The sequence below is a fragment of the Williamsia sp. z34 genome, from assembly GCF_059553395.1.
The window spans coordinates 171400-195048 of record NZ_JCANWW010000003.1; the positions used below are offsets into that span (position 1 = coordinate 171400).

Below are 23649 nucleotides of genomic sequence, written 5' to 3' on the forward strand. Positions count from 1 at the left end.
CGGCGATCAGCGCTTCTGTCAGCGCAGGCGAACCCTCCCCGTGACACGGGTTTTGACGTTGAAGGCAGCTTTCATTGCGCGATCCGCATTCGACCCATCCGGGGGCAGCATCTTGATCTGACGCGCAAACTCCATCTGGTCATAGCGCACCGTGTTGGTGACGACTTTCCGATCCGCGATGACGAAGTGGTCGAAACCATCGAGGGCGATCGGCCGTCCGGTTCCGGCCACCCCGACGAAAGTACCGGCATGCCGACCGGTCAGATGCCAGTGGACCAGAACGTCTTTGCCGGACCCGGCGATCGACACGACCTCCATGTCGAAGTCGTGCACAGCCGCGAAGACCTCCTCGAAGTAAGCGGCGATGGCGTCGGCTCCACGGCATGTCCCGGTTGGGAAATCGACGATCGTGTCGGCGGTCCAGAACCTGCGCAGACCGGTGATGTCCCGGGCGTTGAGGCGACCCAATGCCCAGCGGACGAGTTCAGCGTTGGAGACGTCGTCCTTCGGCGGGGCTGTGGTGGTCGAACTTTTGCGGGGATCAGTCATCGCTCCTCCATGGATTGTTTGTGCGGCACGTTCGCCGATACCGCTATGGCCGCTTCCCTTCAGACTGACACCGCACACCACCGAAAGCGCATGTATTCGACTACTCGATCGACGGCTCGGCACGAATCCTGCTTCGCGTAACGAACTTGCTGATCGTCACGACATGGCTTCTGTAGCGGCCACGATCAGGGGGAGACCGATGGACGATCACGTCTCATCACGCAAGAAAGAAGCGTGGACCTTCGCGCTTGTCATCGTCTCCGTCCTCGCGCTCGGGATCGTGATGGCGGGACTCCTACAACCTGAGCCCGAACCAGAACTGACGACGGCTCCGACGTCGTCGACCGCGGAGCCAGAACCCACTGCGCCCGAAGAGTTCGACAGGGTGGAAGAACCGGTCGACCTGACGGCTGACATCCCCGGATGCGACGTCATCGAGCAACCTGACGAGTTCGGTGGCTACAGTGCGATCTCGGTCATGACAGGCAGCCAGCAAACCTACGACAACCCCAAATTTCCCTGGTTCAACGGCTCCAAAGCAACCGCAATGTCGCAGGCAGTAGCCGAAACATTGCCTGGCAGTGCCGAGATCGAGTTCGCGAGTCCAGAACGCTCGCTGATCTTTCAACCGATCACCGACTTCGGCGACTCCGACTCGGCGCCGGACGGATATACATCGGCGTCGGGTTCCGTGGTCAACGGGAAAGCAAAGGGGAGTTTGTACATCGGCGTACAACAGAAGTCCGCACCGATTCCACCGTGCGTCGCAGGGCATCTCGACGAGCGTCGCACCCTGGCCGACGGCACGGTGGTCGATGTGCACGACACCTGGCGGGAAGTGAACGGCGTTCGCACCCTCAGCAGGTCGGCACAGGCATACGTGGCCGACGGATCCTGGATCAGCGCAAGCGCCAGCGACAGTTTCGGGGCCACGCGGCAGGAGAACAGCGGTGAAATACCCTTGACCGTTGATGATCTGGTGCGCATCGTCGCAGATCCACGGCTCCGCGTCACCACGGCCGTTCCAGCTGGGACCCCGCCCCCGCCGGAAGAGTGTTATGGCTACTCCGAGACCAACGGCCCGGCCGTCTCTCGTGAGCAGGCACGTAAGCTCGACGCGGTCCTCGCGACAGTTGATCTCGGCGGTCCGAAGCTGAAACCCTTGCAACTCGGGGGAAACCAGACGCTGTGCACCGGGATTTCGGATGTACAAGCAGGTGTGGATCTGAATATTTCGATCACCGGGGGTCAGGCCCTTCCCGCCCCGGAACGCCCGGAACCGGGTTCGGGTGGACAGAAGACGCTCCGCACACTCGAGGACGGGACCGTCGTGCAGACCGAGCGGTCCTTTTACTCGTCCTTCCCGATGAACAAGCCAGAAGAATCCACAACACAAATGTCGAACTCCGTCGTCGTGACGCGGCCCGCCGGGACGAGGATCTCCGTCAGCTCCAGCGCAGCAAGCGCCGATCAGATTCTCCCGCTCGATGAACTCGAATCAATCGCGCTCACACCCGGATTGGAACTGTAGACGTGCCCGACAAGAGCACCTGGCAACTCGTCGCCGCCGCGGCAGCTGCCGTTGTGACCCTCACCGCGGCGGGATTTATATTGGTGAACCACCATTCTCAGACACCGGTCAAGAAGATCACCGCGACCACTGCGGAAGCTCCCGGACTCGCCTGGTCCCTCGATGCCGCCGAGTATCTCGACCGTCCGTTCGCTGATTTCTCCGACCCGCGCGGGGGGTCCTCCTACAACTCCGGTTTCCCTGGATTCATCCTTGTGGATGACACCCTGATGACCATTGCCGGCATCCCCAACGACGGTTACACCCTCGACGACGCCGTCATGATCGGCATCGATCCCGACGATGGGACGGTCCGCTGGCAGGCTCCCGCGACCGATCTCCAGCAATGCAGCGAGGAACCGCTCGACGGCAAGATCTATTGCTACGCAATGAATGAAGGCTATGAGCTCGTCCGTTATGACATCGAATCGGGGGAGGTCGAACGGCGGACGGTCGACGAGTCGGTCTTTGGTATCACCACCACCTCGGACACCCTCTACACCGCCGAAGGCAATCCCGAAGACAACGACGTCCGAGTCCATTCGGGCAACTACGACGACATCTCGGCCAACTGGTCGCAGAGCTTCGACATCGGCGCCGGATGGGATTCGGTGTTCAACAGCGAGGTACTGACCGTGACGGACGGCGTCGGTGCCGTTCAGACGGGGATCGAGATGGCGCAATTCGATGCCGAGTCCGGTGCTGAGCTGTGGAACACCGGCAACGAGTGCATCTACGCCGCGAGTCTGGAATCCGGTGGTGTTGTGGCGCAGTCTAATACCGATTGCGAGACATACAACGCAGTCTCCGAGCAGTTGCTCCGAGGCCCTGACGGCAAGGTGCTCGCAACAGTGAAGAGCGCCGCAGTGCAGCGGCCGGCGCTCGATCAGCTGTCGGGCACCGACGCACCCATTTTGATGGGAGATTCCGCATACGACCGCACCACCGGCGATCGACTCTGGACCAACATCGACCTCGTGACCGGCGACAACGGGACACAGGGAGCCGTGACAGCCATCACTGGCGACATAATCTATCTGCGCGACGGGGCGAATGAGACCGGCATCGACCTTTGGACAGGAAAACAGCTGTGGCACAAAGACACAGCTGAGACGATGACGCCGGCAGCGGCCGGCGACAACGTGCTCGTCGGCACCGACGGGATCGCGTTGACCGCATTAGATGTCAAGACCGGCCGGGTGGTGTGGACGGCACCATTCCTTGCCATCGACTCCGATCCCGAAACCTTCGCCTCAGGTGGCGCGACCATACGGCACGACGACGGGTGGATCTTCTCGTCGGACCGCCGGATGATCGGTCTCAAACCGCTGCCGTAGTGACCGGCCCCGTCACGGGCACAGACGGTCGATCGCGTAGAGCAATTCCGTGGCGATACCACGCGTAATCATGTCCGCCGGAGTAGGTTTCGAAGTGCACCTCCGCCCCGGCGCCCTTCACTGCGTCCACGAACCACCGCGACTGATCGACCATCGCACCCTCCAGGCTTCCGACCTGCACCACAACACGATTGGTGAGAGTCCGGGTTCCGGACAAACGCTCGAGTGACCGAGTCAGCGTCCCCGGCCGCCCATAGTCGCGCGTCTCGCTCTCTTCGTCGAACCAGAAAGACCCCGACTGGACGATCGCAGCGTCGATGAGGTCGGGCAGGTCGATCAGAAGACCAGCCGCAGCCAGGCCACCGTAGCTTTGTCCGCCGACGATGAGCCCCTTCCCCCTGATTCCCGCTCGTTCGAGTGCCGGCAGTATTTCGCGTGTCAACAAGTGGGTCATCAACTCTCGGTTGTCGAGAATCTGCCGGTCAGGTGTGCTGACGAGAATGGTTGTTGGCGATGGACCAGTTGCATCCTTGTTGCGCTGAGTCATTGCGCTGCGATAGCCGACGTCGGCGTCGGCCCACAGATCTCCGTCGAACATCACCAAGAGCGGTCCGTCCGCATCACCAGGAAGAATCGTCAGCGTACGACCTGATTCGACTATGGCATAGGACGATTCACCCTCGGATGTGGCACCCTGGTCAGGGTCCGGCCACGCCGGGTGTGTCCGCGCGCCCGGCAATTCCAACACCGACGACCAGCCGCGCATACCGAACGGACGGCGAATCACATCAGGATTGGCTGGGTCGGAGACGAGATTGTCGAGGACCTGGTAGATCGAAAATTCTTGTTGCGCTTCAACGGATTAGAAGACCAAGAAGCCATAACTCACACATGCGTCGTCCGGAAGTCGCACCGTCGTCGCATAAACACCCGGCTCGGTGAGCGTCAGCCCGATGCCGCCATGGATGGTGGTGCGGGATAACCGGTCAGATGAAGCGAGACGACCACAGGAACCTCGCTGTACCAACGAAAGTTGACATCGGTGTACCCGGCGGACGGATCTGGCGCAGTGACCGTCATCAGTTCGACTACCTCCTACAAATTATCGACACCCAGGATGGCACAGACCGCTTGCTCCCACGTCATCGAAGTTTCGGTCCCGGCATCAGGGCCTCACTGCGTGCATCAGGGTGCGCACGGCCACGCAGTGGGTCACGGAAGCAAGTCGTGTTCCATCGCGAACACCGCAACACCGGCCCGGGTGCGCCGGCCGACCTTGTCGTAAATGTGGGAAAGATGGTGTCCCACCGTCCGACCCGAAATTCCGAGCTCCTCCCCGATCTCGCGGTTGTTCAGCCCTCGTGCGGCCAGGCAGAGCACCTCCACCTCTCGTTCGGTCAGTCCCGCAGGCAGTTTCGATCGAGGCCGAGGCCGACCTGCCGCTTCGATCACCACCGCACACGCCTGTCGGTCCAGCCCGCCGGTCTCGACCTCCCGCATCAGTATCCCCACGGCAGCCTCGACCGTGTAGGCCGCACGGTACGGACGCGGTTCGGTGAGCCCGACAAATCTGTCCGCTGCCGCCATGACTCCGGCCGCAAACCCAGGCCGGCGCCCAACGAGCGGCTGGCCTCGCAGCCACTGCGCATGGCGTCCACGCCGACTGTTTGGAAGACCTCCACGGGAGGCGCGGCCAGTCCCGAACCCCCGGTACCGTTCTGATCGCTGAGGGTGCTCAACTGGGAAGCGAACTTCTCCTCGTCGCCGGGCTCGAACGTCTTCAACGCCGCTTGGAAGGCAACGTCGTCCCCAAAGATCGCAGCGAGTTCCGGTGCGAACGAGGTACAACCGACCGAGCGCAGCAGCGCCGTCTCGAAGATGGTCCGCAGTGTAACCGCATCGACACCGAGCACTTCGTCGGCGAACACCGAGGCGACCACGCATGTGCGAAGCCCTTTTTCAAAAGGGACCCCGGCAGCGAGATCGGTGGTCAGAGACAGCGCGGAAAGTACTTCTGCTACTCGAATCTCAGGCACCGCCGAACAGTAGCATTCGGTCCGTCCACGCAACCGGTGCCGGCGCGGAGGCCTATCGGACGCTCAATTTTCAACCGGAAGAACACTTCTCAGAAGAGCTGCCCACATCTACGACATCGCCGCGACCATGGTGTGCGTGTCCGGGATGGTCTCGAAAGTGACCGGCACACCATCGGTGAATCGCCATACGTGTGCAAAACGTGCACGCATGGTCTTGCCTGTCTCACGGCGCTTGCCGGCATAGTGACCGAGTGCGATCACCACATTCCCGACGCCGAAGACCTCGTCCCAGTCAACCTCGAAATCCTCCCAGTCGGTGACGAAGCGGGAAAAGACGTTGTTCAGCACTGCTTCTCGGCCGTGGTAGGTACCGCCGTAGGACAAACCCGGTGGCACCGTCCACGCGATCTCTTCACTCAGCGCCATCAAGACCGCTTCGCCGTTGCCCTGCCTCAGGTCGTTGTACATCCCGACCACCACGGCCTTGTGCTGTGACTCCTGCTGCTCTGCACTCAGATTCGTATTCATCCCGACTTCGCCTTCCAGTTGTGTTGCTGCGGATCTGACATCGTCCGCATAGCTGCGACACCAATGATCACAATCAGCCGCTCGGATCGCATCGGCCAAATGACCTATCGGCCAACAGCGACGGCCCACCGAACCTGAAACGCGAAGTCGCTGCGAGGCAACCGATCACCGATGCTCTAGATCGTTTGTCGCTCACCCTTGGAACTGGGACGGCGACTGATTTCCGCCTCGGGTCCGGCGACCGCGACGCGGCGGAGGTCGAACGCCGTGATGCAGGCAGCGAGACCGGCGGCGGCGAGTGGCACGAGCAAGGCTGCTCGGTAGCCGTCGAGCATTTGTTCGGGCGACCCGCCGCTACCAGCAGCCAGGACGTATACGACGGTGACTGCCGAGAGGCCGAGCGCGGCTCCGAACTGGAACGAGGTGTACAGCAGTCCGCCGGCGAGACCTTGCTCGTCTTCCTTGATGCCTTCAGTAGCTGCGATGGTGAGAGGTCCGTACACCAGGGCGAAGGCGAGCCCCAAGACAATCATGGTCGGGAACATCGCCAGGTAGGTCGAGTCCATACCGATCGGTAAGAACATGACGTAGGCGAGAACCGCTATCAGCAGACCACCGAAGACCACCCGTGGGTAGCCGAACCGATCGACGAGCTTAGGTGTGAGGGTCGGCGCCAACAGCGCATCGATGCCGACTGCCAGGAGAGCGAAACTCGTTGCCAGCGTGGACCAGTCTCGTAGTTCCTGGAGGTACAGAACGACGATGAACTGAAACCCGAAGAAGCCTGCGGCGAACAGCAGTGCAGCAAGGTTCGTGCGCACGAGCGACCCCGATCCGAAGATGCCAAGGCGGACCAGCGGTGCCGACGACTTTCGTTCGATCACCACGAACGAGACGAACAACAGGGCACTGATCGCAAGGGTGGCAAGTGTCCAGATCACCTCCACATGCGTGGCCCGCTCGACTGTGAAGACCAGCAGGAGGATCGCTCCCGCGATGCTGACGGCCCCGGCGACGTCGACGCTTTGACCCTTGCGGTCCGGGCGCGGGGACTTCGGCACGAGCGGGAAAGCCGCGAGCAGGATCACCAGCGACACGGCTACCGGGACGAAGAACACCAACCGCCAGTCGACCGCCGCGAGAAGGCCGCCGATGACCAACCCGAGGGAAAAGCCCCCTGATGCCGTTCCCGAGTAGATCAGGAGGGCCTTGTTGCGCTGGGGACCTTCGGCGAAGCTCGTCGTGACGATGGAAAGCCCGGCGGGGGTCATGAACGCGGCAGCAACGCCGGTCACGAACCGGGCGACGATGAGCATCCACCCTTCGGTGGCCAGACCACCCAGGCCGGAGAAGAGAAGGAACACCACAAGGGGGACCAGGAACATCTGCCGTCGCCCGAAGAGGTCGGCTGCGCGCCCTCCCAAAAGCATGAAACCGCCGTACCCCAGCACGTAGGCGCTCATGACCCACTGCAGTTCACCGGTGGACAGCCCGAGATCGGCCCGGATCGACGGCAACGCCACGTTCAGCATGGCCACGTCGATCCCTTCCAGGAAGATCGCACCGCAGAGCACGAACAGCACGCCCCGGGTGCGCCAGCCGAGGCGACCGGGGCGGTCACCGGGGATCGAAGCCTGTGATGTGGTCATGATCGGCAAACTCCTTTGTGGATGAAGCAGCGGAGGCCTGGGTGAATCGAGACAGTTCCCTTTGGGCCATACAGTTACTTCTTGTAACTGACCTCATCTTCAGGCACCATTGCTGACCATGGAAGAAGGCACTTCAAAGATCCCCGGTTACTGCGGGGATACCGAAGATGACTACGGCGCCCGGCAATGGGACACCCGGGAGGATTGCGAAGTCCGCCAGATACTCGACCGCATCGCGGACAAGTGGTCGCTGCTGGCCATCTCGCTACTCGAGAGACGCACCCTGCGTTTCACCGAACTGAGCCGCGAGATCGGCGGGATCAGCCAGCGCATGCTGACTCGGACCCTGCGCCAACTGGAGCGCGACGGCCTCGTTCGCCGAACCGTGTACCCCGTCGTGCCCCCTCGGGTCGAGTACGCGCTCACGCCACTGGGCGTGACCCTGCTCGACACCATTCAGTCCTTGGTGCGATGGACCGAACAGCACCAGAACGAGGTCGCCGGCGCTCGCACCGACTACGACACCAGGACGGAACTCAACGTCGTCGGAGAATGAATTCGATTCGTGCTCAACGCAGATCGGTGCATGCGGGCACACCGGCAGTCGTCCACAAATCGTGACTGCTGCGTTTACGACACGCGCCCAATTGCGATGGTGTGGTTGCTGATATCACGAACACCGGGGAGGTGACCGGTGCGCCGCGCGATGGTCAGTGCGGCCTCGAGGAGTTCCCTGTCGCCAGTGGGCATCTGTTCAAGTGCGAGTCCGGCGGCCCCTTCAATTGCGTGTACTTCGACGTCGACGAGTTCCGCCTCGAGTAATTCGCGCTCGAGTTCAGCGGCGGTATGGAAGTGCCCGCTGCCCTCCAGACACGGTTACGCGGGCAGCCTCCTGCAATGCGGTGAGTCGATCGGAACGGTCATGGAGGTGGTAGAGCGGCCCGAACGTCGAGGATCCGCGAGTTGGGGGCGATCCGCGCGCCGATGATCTCCTGCACCCGGATGAACTCAAGTGCACTCTGGCCTGATCTGGTGGTCAGGCGGGCACCTTCATCGAACTGATCGGTGTAGTACCGCCGGATCGCCGCGTCGGTCATCGCCTGGTTCATGTTTCGAGACCAGAGAAGCAATGACTACGCAATCACTGCCACGAGTATCAGCACTGCCAGAATCATCGACATCGACAGCGCGAATTTGAGCCAGAAACCCTTGCTCGATTTCCGATCGGGATTCGGATGCCACTGGTGAAGGCTCACTGTTCATCTCCGCAACATGTTCCGCAAGCGAAATCCAACCGCGAATCCGCAATGCCGATCGCGGCAACGATCAGCCGCGGGCCATGTCCACGAACTTGCTCAAATGTAGTTGGTGCGCAACGGTGATCGTGGCGGTCGGACCGTTACGGTGTTTGCCCACAATGATGTCGGCTTCGCCGGCGCGTGGGTCGTCGCGTTCGAAGGCGTCGGGGCGGTGCAGCAGGATGACCATGTCGGCGTCCTGCTCCAGCGATCCCGATTCACGAAGGTCGGAGACCTGCGGACGCTTGTCGGTACGTTGCTCGGGACCACGGTTCAGCTGGCTGATCGCGACCACCGGTACTTCGATCTCCTTCGCCAAAAGCTTGATGCTTCGCGAGAATTCGGAGACTTCCTGCTGGCGGGATTCGACTTTCTTACCCGACGACATCAGCTGCATGTAGTCGATCACCACAAGCTTGAGGTCGTGCTTCTGCTTCATCCGCCGCGCCTTGGCGCGGATCTCCATCATGGTCAGGTTGGGCGAGTCGTCGATGAACAGTGGCGCCTCGGAGATCTCACCCATCCGGCGAGCGAGTCGCGTCCAGTCGTCATCGCTCATCCGTCCGGCGCGCATGTCGCCGAGCTTGATCTTGGCCTCGGCGGAGAGCAACCGCATGACGATCTCGGTTTTGCTCATTTCCAGGGAGAACATGGCACTGGCTTTGCCGTGCTTGATCGAGCACGACCGCAGGAAGTCCATGGCAAGGGTCGATTTACCGACACCGGGTCGCGCCGCGACGATGATCATCTGGCCGGGATGAAGTCCGTTGGTGAGTTCGTCGAGATCGTGGAAGCCAGTCGGCACGCCCTTGGACATTCCGCCGGCCGAGGCGATGGAGTCGATCTCGTCCATCGTCGGCTGCAGCAGCTCTTCCAACGGCACATAGTCTTCGGTGGTGCGACGCTCGGTGACCTCGTAGATCTCGGCCTGCGCGCGGTCGACGACTTCGGCAACGTCCTGGCCGTCGGCGCCGTAACCGAACTGCACGATGCGGGTGCCCGCCTCGACGAGGCGGCGCAGAATCGACTTCTCGGCAACGATCTCGGCGTAGTAGCCGGCATTGGCAGCGGTCGGAACGGTAGAGATCAGCGTGTGTAGATAGGGAGCACCACCGACCCGGCGCAGCTCACCCATGCGGTCCAGCTGGCCCGCCACGGTGACGGCGTCGGCAGGTTCGCCCTTGCCGTAGAGATCCAGAATGGCGTCGTACACAGACTGATGCGCGGGCTTGTAGAAGTCGCCGGGGCGCAGCTTCTCGAGAACATCGGCGATGGCGTCCTTCGAGAGCATCATGCCGCCCAGAACCGACTGTTCTGCAGCCATGTCTTGAGGGGGTTGACGACCGAAATCCTCGCTCGGTGGGGCCTGATCCTGAGGTTCAGCATGCCCGCGATCATCAACGACGGCCAAGACGCCACCCCTTCGATAGTTTGTTCGGTTCAAGTCTCGCAGGCCTGTCCGACATCTCCGATCTGCCATGCCGGAGCCAACCCGAATCGACACACTCCGGCAGACACTAAGGGGTGGTGCCGATCCGGCCAAATGCACCTGTGGATCACCCTGTTAACCATCTGTGCACCAGGCGACCCATCTTGTTAGCGCCCTGTGGGGAACTTGTGGATAACTGAGATCACATTTGCGATCATCGCAGCTCAGAGGCTGTTCAAGACTTTTAGTTACTGTGGATAGCGTTCTGGCGGCGTGTCCCAAGATGTCCGATTTCGGGCGTGTTCGGTTTAGCTCATGATGAATCCCGGGTGGCGCGCAGGCTTTCACGCCGCAAACACGCGACTTACTTTGCGAGCTGTCAAAAGTGATCTTCGCGATCCTTTTTGATGCTCATCTCCGGGAGTCCACGTGATGATGCCAATTCAGGTGCAATGATGTGACGGGGACCATTCGGGGGAGGCGTTCGTGCGGAAGTTGGTCGGGACGATCATCGTGGCTACCGCCGTGGCGGCGCTGCTGACAACGGGCGCGACGGCGCCGGCCGCACCATCGCCGAACCATCAACAGATGCCCGACCTATCCGGATATGCGGCGATCGACCCATCTCCCCACCGCTCCCCCGACCACGCCGACAACGGGCGCACTTTCTTTGTCACGCCCGGAGGTCGCACGTGCGCGCTGGGCCCCGGATACGGCTTCAACGGCTGCAGCGGCCATCCCAGGACCGCACCGCCAGGCACCGTCGGGGTGGCCATCTCCGGCGGACAAAACGGCCCGTATTGGGTTCCGGCCGACACCGGGTACCGAACGACCCCACGGGGTTGGTTCCGCGCACCACTCCTCGACATCGGCCAGTCGATCACCGTCGACGGATCAACCTGCGCCGTGAGCCCCGACGGCGTCACCTGCGCCGCTGGTTCACGGGCGTTCACCGTTACCCAGACCTGGTTCAAGTTCGTCTATCCCGCAGGGGACAACCGCCATGACAAGAACGCCGATCCTCGATTCCCACCCGCCGACCAAGGCTGACGCCAGATTCTCGAACCTCAACCGCGCTCGCCTATTTCGGGTCGCCGAGCTCTTCTTGATAGGCCTGCATGGCGCCGACCATCGCGGTGAACACCCGGTGCGCGGCCTCGAGATCGTCGTCGGGCAAGTCTGCGAACGCATCGCGCATGTGGCGGCCGAGTGGCGCAAAGAATTCCCGCGCAACGGCCATGCCGTGGTCGTCGTAATGAAGCATCACCTTCCGGCGATCACGCTCATGCGATGCGCGCCGGATGTGTCGGGTCGCGATCATCCTCTCGACCAGATGCGTCACCGCACCCCCGGACACCTGCATCCGCTTGCCCAGGGCGCCCGCGGTCAGCGGCTCACCTTCGGCGTCGGCGACCATCACGTGCAGCAGTGCCCGGAAGTCGTTGGCGCTCAGATCGTTCTGCCCCGCGAAAACCCTCGTGATCCGATCCGATGCGGCGTTGAGCAGCCGCAGGTCAGAGGACATCTGGGATTCCAGCGCAGCGCGCGGGTCCACAGATGGCGGTTGCTCGGACACAGGGTTCCTTCTTCCGGTCAAAGCATCTCAACCCGAGATACTTTAGTTGCTCAATAGTTGAACATGTGAGACGGTTTTGCAATGGCGACTATCGACAAGTCCATCCATTCTGGCACCCGTTGGGACCGCTTCGCCGATCTCGTGACGGGTCGGCGGTCGTGGGTGGTCGCATTGGTCATACTGATACTCGCGGGCGCCGCGATGGGGTTGATCGGCGGCAATGATTCGGCCGAAGAGGCCCCCACCTCGCTGCCGAGCTCCGCCGATTCGGCGCAGGTCAAAGACATTCTGGAGGAGTTCCCCGACTCCAACGTCGCCCCCGCGGTACTGGTGACCGTGCGCGCGGACGGCGCTGCGCTCACCCCTGCGGATCAGGAAGCCGTGGCCGCGGCACACCAGCGCATGCTTGCCGTCGACCGATCGGTACCTGCCGACACCCCGCCCGGCCCACCGGTCGTCACATCGCCGGACGGCGTGGCCGCGATCTCGATCGTGCCGGTGAACACCGATCTGAGCGGCTTCAAACTCACCGACCTCGTCGATGACCTCCGCAGCGCCGCCGACGACGGCCTGCCCACCGACCTGAAGACCTATGTCACCGGGGGGCCGGCGTTCGGCGCGGATACCGCGAACGCGTTCTCCGGCGCCAACATCACCCTGCTCGCCGTGACCGCCCTGGTCGTCGCGATTCTGCTCATCGTGACCTACCGCTCGCCGATCCTGTGGTTGATCCCGCTGATCGTCGTGGCGTTCGCCGATCGCGTCGCCAACTCGATCGGCACCGGATTGGCCGAACTCACCGGCCTGTCGTTCGACGGTTCCACTGCCGGGATCACCAGCGTGCTCGTCTTCGGTGCCGGTACCAACTACGCCCTGCTGTTGATCTCCCGATACCGCGAGGAACTCCGCACCGAATCCGATCACCGGTTGGCGCTGCGCCAGGCCGTGCGGCACGCCGGCCCGGCAATCCTGGCATCCAACGCCACGGTGGTGCTGGCCCTGCTGACCCTGCTCTTCGCAGCCCTGCCGAGCACCCGCAGTCTCGGCGCTCTGGCCGCCGCCGGCCTGGTGGTCGCCGTACTGTTCGCCCTCCTGGTTCTGCCACCGTTGTTGGCGCTCTGCGGAACTCGGCTGTTCTGGCCGTTCATCCCGAAGGTCGGGGATCCGATCCCGACCGAGGGTGGTCTGTGGTTCCGAATCGCCGGCGGCGTCTCCCGTCATCCGGTGCGCGTTCTGTCGATCGCACTGACCGTGCTCATCGCCTGTTCACTCGGCTTGGTCGGAACCCAGATCGGTCTGTCACAGACCGAACAGTTCCGGGTCAGCGCCGACTCCGTCGAAGGTTTCGACGTTCTGGCGCAACACTTCCCGGCCGGCGAAGCAGATCCGACGACGGTTGTCGCGAAAACCGATACCGCACCGCAGGTTCAAGAAGCCCTCGACGGCACCGAGGGTGTCGAGTCGGCGACCGAAGCCGGACAGTCCGACACCGGATGGACCAAGTGGTCGGTGGTGATCGACGCGGACCCGGCCTCTCAGCAGGCCTTCGACATCATCGACGATCTGCGCACGGCGACCGGCGACATCCCCGGCTCCGACGCCCTGGTCGGCGGCTCGGACGCGCAGGCACTCGACACCCGCAACGCCGCGGAAAGCGACCGCTTCCTGATCATTCCGCTGATCCTGGCGGTGGTGTTCGTCATCCTCATCGTGTTCCTGCGAGCACTCGTGGCGCCGGTGGTCCTGGTGGCCACCACGGTGCTGAGCACCGTCGCCGCCATCGGACTGGGCAGCTTGATCAGTGAGCACGTCTTCGGCTTCGGAGCCCTCGACGACAACGTGCCGCTGTACTCGTTCCTCTTCCTGGTCGCGCTCGGCATCGACTACACGATGTTCCTGGTGATCCGAGCCCGCGAGGAAACCCCCGGACACGGAACCCGCGACGCCATCATCCGCGCCGTGGCCTCCACCGGAGCTGTGATCACAAGCGCCGGAATCGTTTTGGCTGCCGTCTTCTGTGTGCTCGGCATCCTCCCGCTGATCACCCTGACCCAGCTCGGCATCATCGTCGGCATCGGCATCCTGCTCGATACCTTCCTCGTCCGCACGGTGGTCATCCCGGCGCTCTTCAGTCTGATCGGGCCACGAATCTGGTGGCCCGGCAATGTGGATACACAAGCGCGTCCACAACCTGTGTCATCAACGCAACCGAAGTAGGAGACGACAACCATGACGTTCTCGACTCGTCGCATCACCCAACTCGTGACCGGTGCCCTGGCGGTGGGATTCGCCCTGGCCTTCGCCGCACCGGCCTCCGCCGACATCAGCTCTGCCCCGCCGCCGTTGAAGCCCGTGGCCAAACTCGACACGGAGCGTTACCTCGGTACCTGGAACCAGGTCGCCGCTTTGCCGCAGCCGTTCAATCTCATCTGCGCCCGCGACACCAAGGCCAACTATCAGCAGATCGACGCAGCGAACATCCGGGTCGAGAACACCTGCATCACCTGGACGGGCGGCGACAACCGGATCCTCGGCAACGCCCGCGTCAACGACACCGTCACCGGCGCGCAACTGCACGTCAGCTTCCCGGGCGTCCCGACGCAGGAGTCCAAGAGCGGACCGACCAACTACGTGGTCTCCCACATCGCCGACGACTACTCGTGGGCGTTTGTCGGCAACCCGTCGCGCACGTCGGCCTTCGTCCTGTCGCGCGAACCGAACATCAGTGCCGAGGGCTGGAAGGAGATCCGGAAGGTAGCCGAGGACGACGGCTACAACGCCTGCCTGATCCTGACCTCCCCGACCGCCGGTGGCTCGAACGAGATCCGACCGCTCTGCACCGTCTGATCTCCCAGCCGCGGTACCCCGCATACGACAAACCCCCGACCCAAAAGGGCCGGGGGTTTGTCGTAGACAGAAGCTGACTACTCGGCAGCAGCCACGGTCAGGTCGAACTTCGCAACGATGTCGTTGTGAAGGCTGACCACCACCGGGTACTTACCGGTGGCCTTGATGTGCCCCTTGGGCAGGTTGATGCTCCGCTTGTCGAGCGACGGACCACCGGCGGTCTTGATGGCGCCGACGACATCGTTGGCGGTCACCGAACCGAACAGCTTGCCGGAGTCGTGGGTCTTGACGCCCAGCTTGACCTCGGAGAGTCCTTCGATGGCCTGCTTGATCTCGTTGGCGTGTTCGACGCCACGGACTTCGCGGGCAGCCCGTGAACGACGGATGCCTTCGACCTGCTTCTCTGCGCCCTTGGTGGCAACAATCGCCAGTCCACGCGGGAGCAGGAAGTTACGGCCGTAGCCATCCTTGACCTCGACGGTGTCGCCGGGCGTGCCCAGGTTCTCAACCTCTGCGGTGAGGATCAGTTTCATATTCTTGGTCCTTTCCGCTTATCGAGAGGTCGAAGTGAAGGGCAGCAAGGCAACTTCACGCGAGTTCTTCACCGCGATGGCCACGTCACGCTGGTGCTGGACGCAGTTACCGGTGACCCGACGCGAGCGGATCTTGCCACGGTCCGACAGGAAACGACGCAGCAGCGCGGTGTCCTTGTAGTCGATCAGTAGGTTCTTCTCTTTGCAGAAGGTGCAGGCCTTGGCCTTGACAACCTTTTCTGCGCCACGGACCTTCCGTCCGCCTTTAGCTTTTCCAGCCATGTGTACTTACTCCAAAAAATGTTCAGACGGCTCGGGTTTCATCCCGATCGGTGTCTGGAAATGTTCGTCAGAACGGTGGTTCGTCGTCCCCGCCACCAAACGATCCGCTCGCGGGAGCACTGCCCCACGGATCGTCGTTCGATGCAGCTGCACTCGAGTTACCTCCGCCGCCGCCACGGTTTCCACCGCCGCCGCCGGACCCGAAGTTGCCGCCACCTCCGCCTGTTCCGCCGCCGCGTGAGGCCCGATTGACCTTTGCGGTGGCGTAGCGAAGTGAGGGACCGATCTCGTCGACCTCTAGTTCCACTATCGTCCGCTTCTCGCCCTCACGGGTTTCGTACGACCGCTGCTTAAGCCGGCCGGACACGATCACCCGCGAACCCTTGGTGAGAGACTCGGCAACATTTTCCGCGGCATCGCGCCAAATGTTGCACCGCATGAACAGCGCTTCGCCGTCTTTCCAGTCATTGGTCTGCCGGTCAAACGTCCGCGGCGTCGAAGCCACGGTGAAGTTCGCGACAGCGGCACCGGACGGTGTGAACCGTAGTTCCGGATCGGCTGTCAGGTTTCCAACGACGGTGATGACGGTATCGCCAGCCATGTGTATCTCCCGAGATCAGTTGCGGTTGCGCAGTGGTTTGGGGTCGATGTGCACCGAGCGAGGCCCCCTGCCTGAGAGGAAGCCTAGAACTCGGCACCGACACGCACTAGGACGTTCGCGGAGAGCCTTTGGTTCTCCGAGAACACCGGGTAGCTACTTGGCTACCTTCGGCGGCTTGGCCGCAGCCTTGGCAGCGAACTTGGCAGCAATCTTCGCCCGTCGCACCTTGGCCTTCTCGTCCACGCGCATCACCTTGGTGCGAAGCACCGATTCGTTCAGCTTGAGCTGACGATCGAGCTCGGTGACCGTGGCCGGTTCCGCGTTCAGATCGACGACTGCGTAGATACCCTCGGTGTGCTTGAGGATTTCGTAAGCAAGACGACGCTTGCCCCAGACATCGACGCCCGCAACATTTCCGCCATCCTGGCGAATCACATTGAGGAAAGTATCCAACGAAGGAGCAACAGTTCGCTCATCCAGGTTGGGGTCAAGGATGACCATCAATTCGTAATGACGCATAAGACCTCATCACCTCCTATGGACTAGGTAGGCCACGGACGTTCCGTGGCAGGAGGGTCGCCTGCGTCGGCAACCGAGCCAGGGTACCCCAGATGACCCTGACCAGCGAAATCCTGACCGCCCCCATGGGTGGCAACGGCCACGCGACACCCCATCTCCTACCCTGTAGCCCATGCCTTCGCCGCCGGTCCCTTCAACGTGGGAGCTGACGACCTCCGAAAAACCGTCCTGGCGCCTGCGCCTGAGTTCCGGTCGCGGCGAACTGGTTTTGATCCTGCTGATCTCGCTGGTGATCAGTTCGCTGTTCATGTGGCTCGGCTATCTGGGCAAGGCCACCTGCGGCGGAGCACCGTTCGACGCGTCCGGCCGCAGCGCCCACTGGCCCGTCGGGACCGGCGAGATCCTGATGCCGTGTTACTCGGACCTGCAGTTCCTCTGGATCGGCCGCGACATCAACAACCACGTGTTCCCGTTCATCCACGGTGGCATCTCCGAGAACGGCGTGTTGTACGGCGGCGTGGTCGAGTACCCGGTGCTCTCGGGTCTGTTGATGTACCTCGGCGCCAGCGGCGCCCACACCGACAGCGACTTCCTCTTCCAGTCGGCTCTGCTGATCGCACCGTTCGGTGTCCTGATCGTCATCCTGCTGGCCCTGCTGGCGCGGTGGTGGGTCCTGCTGTGGGCCGCAACACCCGCACTGATTCTCTATGCGTTCCACAACTGGGAGCTGCCGGTCGTCGCGACGACCGTGGTCGCGGTGGCGATCATGATCTTCGGCGCCCGCATCAACCCCCGCACCGGATTGCCGTGGTTGTCGCTGCGGACCAGCGCCTTCTGGACGTCGTTTGTCCTGTCGATCGGGTTCTGTCTCAAGATCTATCCGGGCCTGTTCGTCCTGCCGCTGGCCATCTTCGTCCTGACCCGCGCCGCTCGCGGGGCGCGGGCCTCGAAATCCGATCTGGACTGGAAGGGCGCCGGCGGTGTGGTCGGGATCGCGATCGCAACGGTCGTCGCCGTCCAGTTGCCGTTCATGGTCGCGGGTTTCGAAGGCTGGAAGGCCTCCCTGTCGTTCCAGGGCAAACGCAAGGCCGACGTCGACACCAACTCCATCTGGTACTGGGGCCTTCGGCATCTCACCGGCGACGGACCCCATGACCCGGACAGTCTCTACAACTCGCTCGTCGGGGTGGCCTCACCGCTGTTGATCATCGTCGGCATGGCCGCGGCGGTCTGGTTCGGTGTCCGGCATTGGCAGCGGGGCAACGTCTTCCCGTGGATCGGGACCAGCGCTGCGATGCTGGCCGCCTTCATGCTCTTCCACAAAGTGCACTCACCGCAGTACACGTTGTGGATCCTGCCCTTCTTCGTGCTGCTCGCCGTCGACTGGCGGATCATCGCGGCATATCTGATCGGCGACGTCGCACTCGATCTCACCATCTTCCGGATGTTCGGCATCCTGACCCGCGGTGACGACATGACCTGGTGGGTGATGGGCGGCGTCCAGCTCGGCGTCTGGTCGCATGCGCTGTGTCTGCTGATCCTCATCTATCACCTCGTCGGGGCACCCCTGCGGGTACCGCCGAAAACCGCTTCACCCGAGAAGGTCCCGGAGACTACCGTTCCGGCATGAGCTGGTTCACCGCGCCTGTCCTGACCGGAGCCCGGGTCACCCTGCGCCCGTTGGAGTTGTCCGACGCCCCCGAGCTGTCCGCGGCGGTCGATCGCCCGGACGCCTACCGATGGACCACGGTTCCGACCGGCGCGGACAGCGCTGTTCGGTACATCCAGACCGCACTCGACACCCCGGATCGGGTGGCTTTCGCCGTGATCGACCGCGACTCCGATCGGATCGTCGGATCCACCAGCTACTACGACATCGATCCGGCGAGCTGGACGGTGGCCATCGGCCACACCTGGTATTCGACCGCAGTACAGGGCACCACGGTCAACCCGGACGCCAAACTCCTGTTGCTGCACCGCGCCTTCGAACAGCTCGGTGCAGTACGGATCATCTGGCATACAGACGAACGAAATGCCCAGTCGCGGGCCGGGATCACCAAGCTGGGCGCCACGTTCGAGGGACTCCTCCGCAAACACCGCCCACTGCCCGGACCCACCGAGGAGACCTCGAACGGACCGCGACCGTCGTTGTGGCGCACCACGGCCCAATACGCGATGACCGACGAGGATTGGCCGACGGCGAAGAAGGTCCTGGAGCAGCGCGTCCGGCGATGACGTCGTCGCGGTCAGGCCCGCGAACCGACCTCGAACGCCTCGGTGGGCTGATCACTGTCCCGGAGTGCGGCTTTGGTCGACCGGCGCGGCCACGGCATCCGGTCTTCGGCTCGGTCCAGAACACCGCCACCGGGATCGTCGACGACGATGCTGCGCCACCCGCGGCCACGTCGGACGAGGTCGGAGGTGGGGTGATAGATCTGCCAGATCACCATCGCGCAGAGCGCGAGCACGGCAACGTCGCGGATCACCACCGCCGACAGGAACCACTGTTCGGGCAGCCCGTCGTCGGTTTCCTTGTACAGGTACCACATCATCCGGGGCACCCAGACCAGAGCGTCGATCAACATCCAGGACAACAAGATTCGGGTGTGCGGCAGTGCCAGCACCGCCAGCGGCACCAACCACAGGGAGTACTGCGGACTCCACACCTTGTTCACGAGCAGGAATCCGGCCACGGTCAGGAACATCAACTGTGCCAGGCGCGGGCGCATCGGGGCCTGGAACCCGATGAACACCACCACCAGGGCGACCAGGATGAACAGTCCCATGCTGATGGCGTTGAGCAGCGTCGGTGGCTGGCCCGGCTGATTGCCCCACTGATAACCGGTGATCGCGGAGATGACGTTGAACAGGGTGTCGGGGTCGGTGCCCCGATCCGAGTTGTACCGGAAGAACTCCGTCCAGCCGCGGAAATGGGTGACCATGATCGGCAGGTTGATCAGCAGCCACGCAGCGGCCGTCAGCGCCGCGGTCACCAGGAAGTCGCGCACCTTGCCCGCACGCAGACACAGCACCAGCAACGGGATCAGCAACAACGCCGGATACAGCTTGGCCGACATGCCGATACCCAGGAAAATGCCGGTGAGCCAAGGGTTTCGCCGCGACCACGCGAGCATGGCCACCGAGAGCGCTGCGATGGCGATGGCATCGAAGTTGGTGAAGATGTGCACGATCACCAGCGGTGAGGCCGCGGCCAGCGCCGCCGCCCACACCCGTCGCGAAGCGGTCAGGGCCGTCGCCCAGATGGTCACCAACCAGCACAGGGCCAGACCCAGCGCGACCAGATTGAAGAACAGGACGACATCCAATGCCGCCGGGACGCCCCAGTTCTCGTGCGCCCATTCCCAGCCGTGCGCGGTCTGCGCCGCCGCGTACATGAACATTCCGGTCAGGACCGGGTACTCCATGAACCGCTGCTGCTGCCCGCCCGTCCCGTCGTCCTCATACCAGGACGATTTGTACGGGAACGCGCCCACATCGAGCCGCTCGGCGCTGTACAGCGGAATCGTGTCGGCATAACACATTGCGGTGTATTGCCGATGGTTGTCCCAGTCCAGGCCCATGACCCCGGTCTCGGCATCGGGGGCCTGTTGCAGGCAGCCGGCTTTGGCGTACCAACCGAGTGCCAGGAACACCAGCGCGATCAGCATCAGCACCCGAACCGGGGTCCAGGTGCGGCTGCGGCCGACAACCGCGTGCAGGCCGATCGGGCCACCGATCACCATGCTGCCCGGTGCGACGATCGGGTCGGTGCGGCTGGGCAGCTCGCGGGTGGTCACCTCACGGCGATCCGATGCCGGCTCCGCAGGCGTGTCGAACAAGTTCAACGCGTCGGTCTCGTCCGTGTCGCTCGCGTGTCGGGCGTCGGTGTCCTGGTCCGGCCCTTGATGTTCCGTCGGCACCGCAGAGCCCCCCGGATCGCCGTCGGTGGCCACGACCCGCCTACGGATTCCTGGTGGGCGGGCCGGCCTCTTCAGATGGCAACTCCGGATCGGCCTCTGATTCGGGTTCGGGCTCGGTCTCGGTCTCTTCGCCGGCCTCACCGCCACCGGGCAGCGGGATCACGATGCCCGGCGCCAACGTCACACCGGGTCGGGACGTCGCCGTCTCCTCCGGTTCGGTGGTCGTCGGGGCCGCAGTGCGGGTGGAGGTGGCCGTGGACGTCGGCGGTGCCTCGTACGGGATGCCCGAGATACCGCCCACTGCAGCCGGCTTCGGGAAGTCCTCGATCGGTTGGCCGTCGAGCGCCGCGTTCATGGCGGTCCGCCAGATCTGCGCGGGCAGCCCGGAACCGTAGATCGTGGAGCCGTTGTAGTTGACCAGTTCGGTGCCGTTGTCGGTACCGACCCAGACCGCGGTGGACAGTTGCGGCGTGTAACCCACCATCCAGGCGTCCTTGTTCATACCGGTGTCGCCGAGCTGCGTGGTGCCGGTCTTGGCAGCCGACGGCCGCGAACCACCATCGAGCGCATTGCCGTTGGAGTATGCGGCGATGGGTTCGAGTGCGGCGGTGGTGTTGTCGGCGACCTCGGCGGGGAGCCGGCGTTCGCCCTGGTTGTCGGTGCGCTCGAAAAGCACCTCACCCTGCGAGTTCTCGACCTTCTGCACGAAGTGGGGCGTGTGATAGGTGCCCGAGGCTGCCAGGGTCGCGTATGCCGACGCCATGTCGATCACGCGGGAGTCGTACTGTCCGAGCACCACACCGCCTTCGACGCCACTGCCGTCCTGGTTCTCCAGCGTCGGGGTGCCGTCGGCCCGGGTCTCCGGGATACCGGCGCGGTGAGCCGCATCGGCGACCGCGGTGGGTCCACCGTTGAGGTCCATCATCAGCCGGTAGAAGACCGTGTTGAGCGACATCTTCATCGCGGTGGCCAGGTTGCAGCTACCGCATGAGGTGCCATCAGAGTTGTTGATGGTGACACCGCCGGATTCGAAGGGCGCCGAACTATAGGTCTTCGACAGCGCGATGCCCTGCTCGAGCGCGGCCACCATCGCGAACACCTTGAACGATGAACCGGTCTGCAGATCGGCCTGTGCGTAGTCGAAACCGTTGCCGTCGTTGCCACCGAAGTAGCCCCTCACAGCACCGGTCTTGGGATCGACCGATACCACTGCGGTCCGCAGATCCTTCGGTTCACCGTCGAGCGAGTTGTTGGCCGCCGAGACATTGGCGCTCTGGACCTGCGGATCGATGGTCGTGGTGATCCTCAGTCCGCCGGTACGGATCTCGTCCTCGGAGATGTCGAGGCCGCCCAGTTCGGCGAGCACCTGGCGCTTGATCAGGCCGTTCGGCCCGTCACTGGCCGGATCGCCGGTCTGTGCCTGCTGATCGACCACGGTCGGGTACTGCTGCGCGGCAGCCTCCTCCTCGGTGATCGCCTTGGTGGTGACCATGCCGTCGAGCACGTACTGCCAGCGGACCTGCGCTGCTTCGAGATTGGTCGCCGGGTCGTAGTAGGAAGGGGACCGGATCGAGCTGGCGAGCACTGCCGACTCCGACAAGGTGATGTCGCGGATGTCCTTGTTGAAGTACGCCTTCGATGCTGCGGCGACGCCGTAGGCGCCCCGGCCGAAGTAGATGGTGTTGAGGTAGGCGGCCATGATCTCCGGCTTGGACCACTCGTTGGCCATCTTGGTGGAGATCGCCAACTCACGGAACTTGCGCTGGTAGCTGGCCTCGTCGCCGGTGAGCACGTTCTTCACGTACTGCTGGGTGATGGTCGAGCCACCGCCGGCGCTCTCGTTGCCGGTGATCTTGCCGAGCGCGGCGCGCCCGTATCCGCTGATGGAGAAGCCCGCGTTCTCTTCGAACTCACGATCCTCGGCGGCGATGACGGCCTGCTGGAGTACCAGCGGGATGTCCTCGATCGCGACGTCGGTGCGGTTGCCCTCCGGCGGGATGATCCTGGCGATCTCACCCCCGTTGGTGTCGACCACTGTCGCGACCTGACTCTGCTTGATGTCACCGGGGGCCGGGACCGCCACATCGGAGTAGGTGAACAGGAACACCGCTGCCATCACCAGGACGAAGCCGGGCAACAGGGCGCCACCGAGGCCGAGGACCCAGGCCAGCGCCTTCTGCCACGCACGCTTCTTCTGCACCGGATTCCGACCGGGGGACGCAGATTGCCTGGTGCCACCGTTGCCAGCGTTCCATCCAGATCGGTTCGGTCCGTCAGGGCCGTTGCTCACAGATACTTCTCCATACCTTCAGTGCCCATTCCTGCTGGGCCTTTATCGGCGTCCGCCTTCGCGGGATCACCGGTAGTCGTGTTCTTCGATGCCCGTCCGCCGGCAACCCGGCGGGTCCGGCGTACGGGCGGTCGCGGTGGCAATCCCGACACGTACGACTGGACCAGATGGTTCCAGCTGCACGTGCGGCACACCTCCACCACGTGTACCGAAAATTCCTCCTGGCTCGCCGCCAGGCGCTGAATCTCTTCATTTGTACGGGCCGAACCCGAAACCTGCCCAAGCTTCTCGCCGAACACCCAAGAAACGATCGTGACCTGCTCTTTTCGGCAGATCGGGCATCGTTCTGAGCTGGTCAGACCGTGAAACTTGGCCGCCCGCAGCAGATAGGGGCTGGCATCGCAGACCTCGGCCACACCGGTACGCCCGGCGTAGACCTCGGCCAGCCGGGACTTCCGCTGTAGCGCGTAGTCCACCACCTGTCGCTGCATTGGCACTCGTCAAGAGTACGTGGCTCCGACCAGCAGGCGTTCGTGGTTGTCCGGCGATGTCGCTCCGGATGCGGTATATCCCCCGCCCGTCGAGCGTGCCGAAATGACCGTCGACCGTGCCGAACTTGTCCGTTTCGGCGGCAATTTCGGCCCGCTCGACGGTGTTTTCGGCCCGCTCGGCGGAGGGGCGGGCG

Annotated in this window: 23 protein-coding genes and 2 pseudogenes; 9 read left to right on the forward strand and 16 right to left on the reverse strand. The window is 63.4% G+C overall.

All coding sequences use genetic code 11. The annotated features are described in order from the left end of the window. Positions 1 to 18: 18 nt before the first annotated feature. Positions 19 to 549: an ester cyclase gene (locus AC51GT_RS09505; protein ID WP_496328596.1), complete on the reverse strand. Its 531-nt coding sequence runs from the start codon at positions 547 to 549 to the stop codon at positions 19 to 21. A gap of 199 nt (positions 550 to 748) precedes the next feature. Here AC51GT_RS09505 and AC51GT_RS09510 point away from each other — a divergent pair, with 199 nt between their 5' ends. Further along, entirely contained in the window at positions 749 to 2080 is a 1332-nt protein-coding gene (locus AC51GT_RS09510) for a hypothetical protein (RefSeq protein WP_496328597.1), read from the forward strand. Between the two features lie 2 nt (positions 2081 to 2082). Continuing rightward, complete coding sequence (locus AC51GT_RS09515) at positions 2083 to 3456, forward strand: outer membrane protein assembly factor BamB family protein (RefSeq protein ID WP_496328598.1); 1374 nt, start codon at positions 2083 to 2085, stop codon at positions 3454 to 3456. Here AC51GT_RS09515 and AC51GT_RS09520 read toward each other — a convergent pair. The 5 genes from AC51GT_RS09520 to AC51GT_RS09540 form a co-directional block, all read right to left on the reverse strand. Continuing rightward, on the reverse strand, positions 3440 to 4054 hold the full coding sequence (locus tag AC51GT_RS09520) for an alpha/beta hydrolase-fold protein (protein WP_496328819.1): 615 nt from the start codon (positions 4052 to 4054) through the stop codon (positions 3440 to 3442). The two genes, AC51GT_RS09515 and AC51GT_RS09520, sit on opposite strands and share 17 nt — an antisense overlap. Positions 4055 to 4668: 614 nt before the next feature. Next, positions 4669 to 4956, reverse strand: coding sequence for a response regulator transcription factor (locus tag AC51GT_RS09525; protein ID WP_496328599.1), 288 nt, complete (start codon positions 4954 to 4956; stop codon positions 4669 to 4671). After that, positions 4956 to 5492 (reverse strand): hypothetical protein, encoded by a 537-nt coding sequence (locus AC51GT_RS09530; protein WP_496328600.1) that lies wholly within the window; start codon positions 5490 to 5492, stop codon positions 4956 to 4958. Before AC51GT_RS09530 ends, AC51GT_RS09525 begins: the two co-directional genes overlap by 1 nt. A 108-nt stretch (positions 5493 to 5600) precedes the next feature. Beyond that, positions 5601 to 6020 (reverse strand): nuclear transport factor 2 family protein, encoded by a 420-nt coding sequence (locus AC51GT_RS09535; protein WP_496324268.1) that lies wholly within the window; start codon positions 6018 to 6020, stop codon positions 5601 to 5603. Between the two features lie 176 nt (positions 6021 to 6196). After that, positions 6197 to 7669, reverse strand: a complete 1473-nt coding sequence (locus tag AC51GT_RS09540; RefSeq protein ID WP_496328601.1) for an MFS transporter — start codon at positions 7667 to 7669, stop codon at positions 6197 to 6199. A 118-nt stretch (positions 7670 to 7787) separates the two neighbouring features. Here AC51GT_RS09540 and AC51GT_RS09545 point away from each other — a divergent pair, with 118 nt between their 5' ends. Together AC51GT_RS09545 and AC51GT_RS09550 are read left to right on the forward strand one after the other, a co-directional pair. Beyond that, positions 7788 to 8225 (forward strand): winged helix-turn-helix transcriptional regulator, encoded by a 438-nt coding sequence (locus AC51GT_RS09545; protein ID WP_496324270.1) that lies wholly within the window; start codon positions 7788 to 7790, stop codon positions 8223 to 8225. Between the two features lie 101 nt (positions 8226 to 8326). After that, complete coding sequence (locus AC51GT_RS09550; RefSeq protein WP_496328602.1) at positions 8327 to 8491, forward strand: hypothetical protein; 165 nt, start codon at positions 8327 to 8329, stop codon at positions 8489 to 8491. Between the two features lie 98 nt (positions 8492 to 8589). Here the strand turns inward: AC51GT_RS09550 and AC51GT_RS09555 are convergent, their stop codons facing one another. Then, the gene (locus AC51GT_RS09555) at positions 8590 to 8778 is read right to left on the reverse strand and encodes a hypothetical protein (RefSeq protein ID WP_496328603.1); all 189 of its coding nucleotides are present in this window, start codon (positions 8776 to 8778) and stop codon (positions 8590 to 8592) included. Positions 8779 to 8995: 217 nt separating this feature from the next. Beyond that, positions 8996 to 10378 (reverse strand): replicative DNA helicase, encoded by a 1383-nt coding sequence (gene dnaB / locus AC51GT_RS09560; RefSeq protein ID WP_496324273.1) that lies wholly within the window; start codon positions 10376 to 10378, stop codon positions 8996 to 8998. 504 nt (positions 10379 to 10882) lie between these two features. On the opposite strand from dnaB, the gene AC51GT_RS09565 reads away from it, so the two are divergent. Beyond that, the gene (locus AC51GT_RS09565) at positions 10883 to 11446 is read left to right on the forward strand and encodes a hypothetical protein (protein ID WP_496328604.1); all 564 of its coding nucleotides are present in this window, start codon (positions 10883 to 10885) and stop codon (positions 11444 to 11446) included. Positions 11447 to 11477: 31 nt separating this feature from the next. Here the strand turns inward: AC51GT_RS09565 and AC51GT_RS09570 are convergent, their stop codons facing one another. Beyond that, positions 11478 to 11921: a MarR family winged helix-turn-helix transcriptional regulator gene (locus AC51GT_RS09570; RefSeq protein WP_496324275.1), complete on the reverse strand. Its 444-nt coding sequence runs from the start codon at positions 11919 to 11921 to the stop codon at positions 11478 to 11480. Positions 11922 to 12053: 132 nt separating this feature from the next. On the opposite strand from AC51GT_RS09570, the gene AC51GT_RS09575 reads away from it, so the two are divergent. Both AC51GT_RS09575 and AC51GT_RS09580 read left to right on the forward strand, forming a co-directional pair. Then, positions 12054 to 14189, forward strand: a complete 2136-nt coding sequence (locus tag AC51GT_RS09575) for an MMPL family transporter (protein WP_496328605.1) — start codon at positions 12054 to 12056, stop codon at positions 14187 to 14189. Positions 14190 to 14201: 12 nt separating this feature from the next. Then, positions 14202 to 14819, forward strand: a complete 618-nt coding sequence (locus AC51GT_RS09580; protein ID WP_496328606.1) for a lipocalin family protein — start codon at positions 14202 to 14204, stop codon at positions 14817 to 14819. A gap of 77 nt (positions 14820 to 14896) precedes the next feature. Here AC51GT_RS09580 and rplI read toward each other — a convergent pair whose 3' ends face one another. From rplI to rpsF, 4 genes and pseudogenes are all read right to left on the reverse strand, one after another. Beyond that, entirely contained in the window at positions 14897 to 15352 is a 456-nt protein-coding gene (rplI, locus tag AC51GT_RS09585) for a 50S ribosomal protein L9 (protein WP_496324278.1), read from the reverse strand. Positions 15353 to 15370: 18 nt separating this feature from the next. Further along, the gene (gene rpsR / locus AC51GT_RS09590; protein WP_020106984.1) at positions 15371 to 15634 is read right to left on the reverse strand and encodes a 30S ribosomal protein S18; all 264 of its coding nucleotides are present in this window, start codon (positions 15632 to 15634) and stop codon (positions 15371 to 15373) included. 67 nt (positions 15635 to 15701) lie between these two features. Further along, positions 15702 to 16235: a single-stranded DNA-binding protein gene (locus AC51GT_RS09595; RefSeq protein ID WP_496324279.1), complete on the reverse strand. Its 534-nt coding sequence runs from the start codon at positions 16233 to 16235 to the stop codon at positions 15702 to 15704. Positions 16236 to 16478: 243 nt separating this feature from the next. Then, a pseudogene (rpsF, locus tag AC51GT_RS09600) lies at positions 16479 to 16754 on the reverse strand (30S ribosomal protein S6); the annotation flags it as partial. 172 nt (positions 16755 to 16926) lie between these two features. Here rpsF and AC51GT_RS09605 point away from each other — a divergent pair. Continuing rightward, positions 16927 to 18384 (forward strand): hypothetical protein, encoded by a 1458-nt coding sequence (locus tag AC51GT_RS09605; RefSeq protein WP_496328607.1) that lies wholly within the window; start codon positions 16927 to 16929, stop codon positions 18382 to 18384. Then, positions 18381 to 18989, forward strand: a complete 609-nt coding sequence (locus tag AC51GT_RS09610) for a GNAT family N-acetyltransferase (protein ID WP_496328608.1) — start codon at positions 18381 to 18383, stop codon at positions 18987 to 18989. Before AC51GT_RS09605 ends, AC51GT_RS09610 begins: the two co-directional genes overlap by 4 nt. 11 nt (positions 18990 to 19000) lie before the next feature. Here the strand turns inward: AC51GT_RS09610 and AC51GT_RS09615 are convergent, their stop codons facing one another. The 3 genes and pseudogenes from AC51GT_RS09615 to AC51GT_RS09625 form a co-directional block, all read right to left on the reverse strand. Beyond that, positions 19001 to 20599 (reverse strand): glycosyltransferase family 87 protein, encoded by a 1599-nt coding sequence (locus AC51GT_RS09615; RefSeq protein ID WP_496328820.1) that lies wholly within the window; start codon positions 20597 to 20599, stop codon positions 19001 to 19003. Positions 20600 to 20714: 115 nt separating this feature from the next. Further along, positions 20715 to 22874: a transglycosylase domain-containing protein gene (locus AC51GT_RS09620; protein WP_496324282.1), complete on the reverse strand. Its 2160-nt coding sequence runs from the start codon at positions 22872 to 22874 to the stop codon at positions 20715 to 20717. Positions 22875 to 23065: 191 nt separating this feature from the next. Then, positions 23066 to 23455 (reverse strand): annotated as a pseudogene (locus AC51GT_RS09625) (DUF5318 family protein); the annotation flags it as partial. Positions 23456 to 23649: the final 194 nt, after the last annotated feature.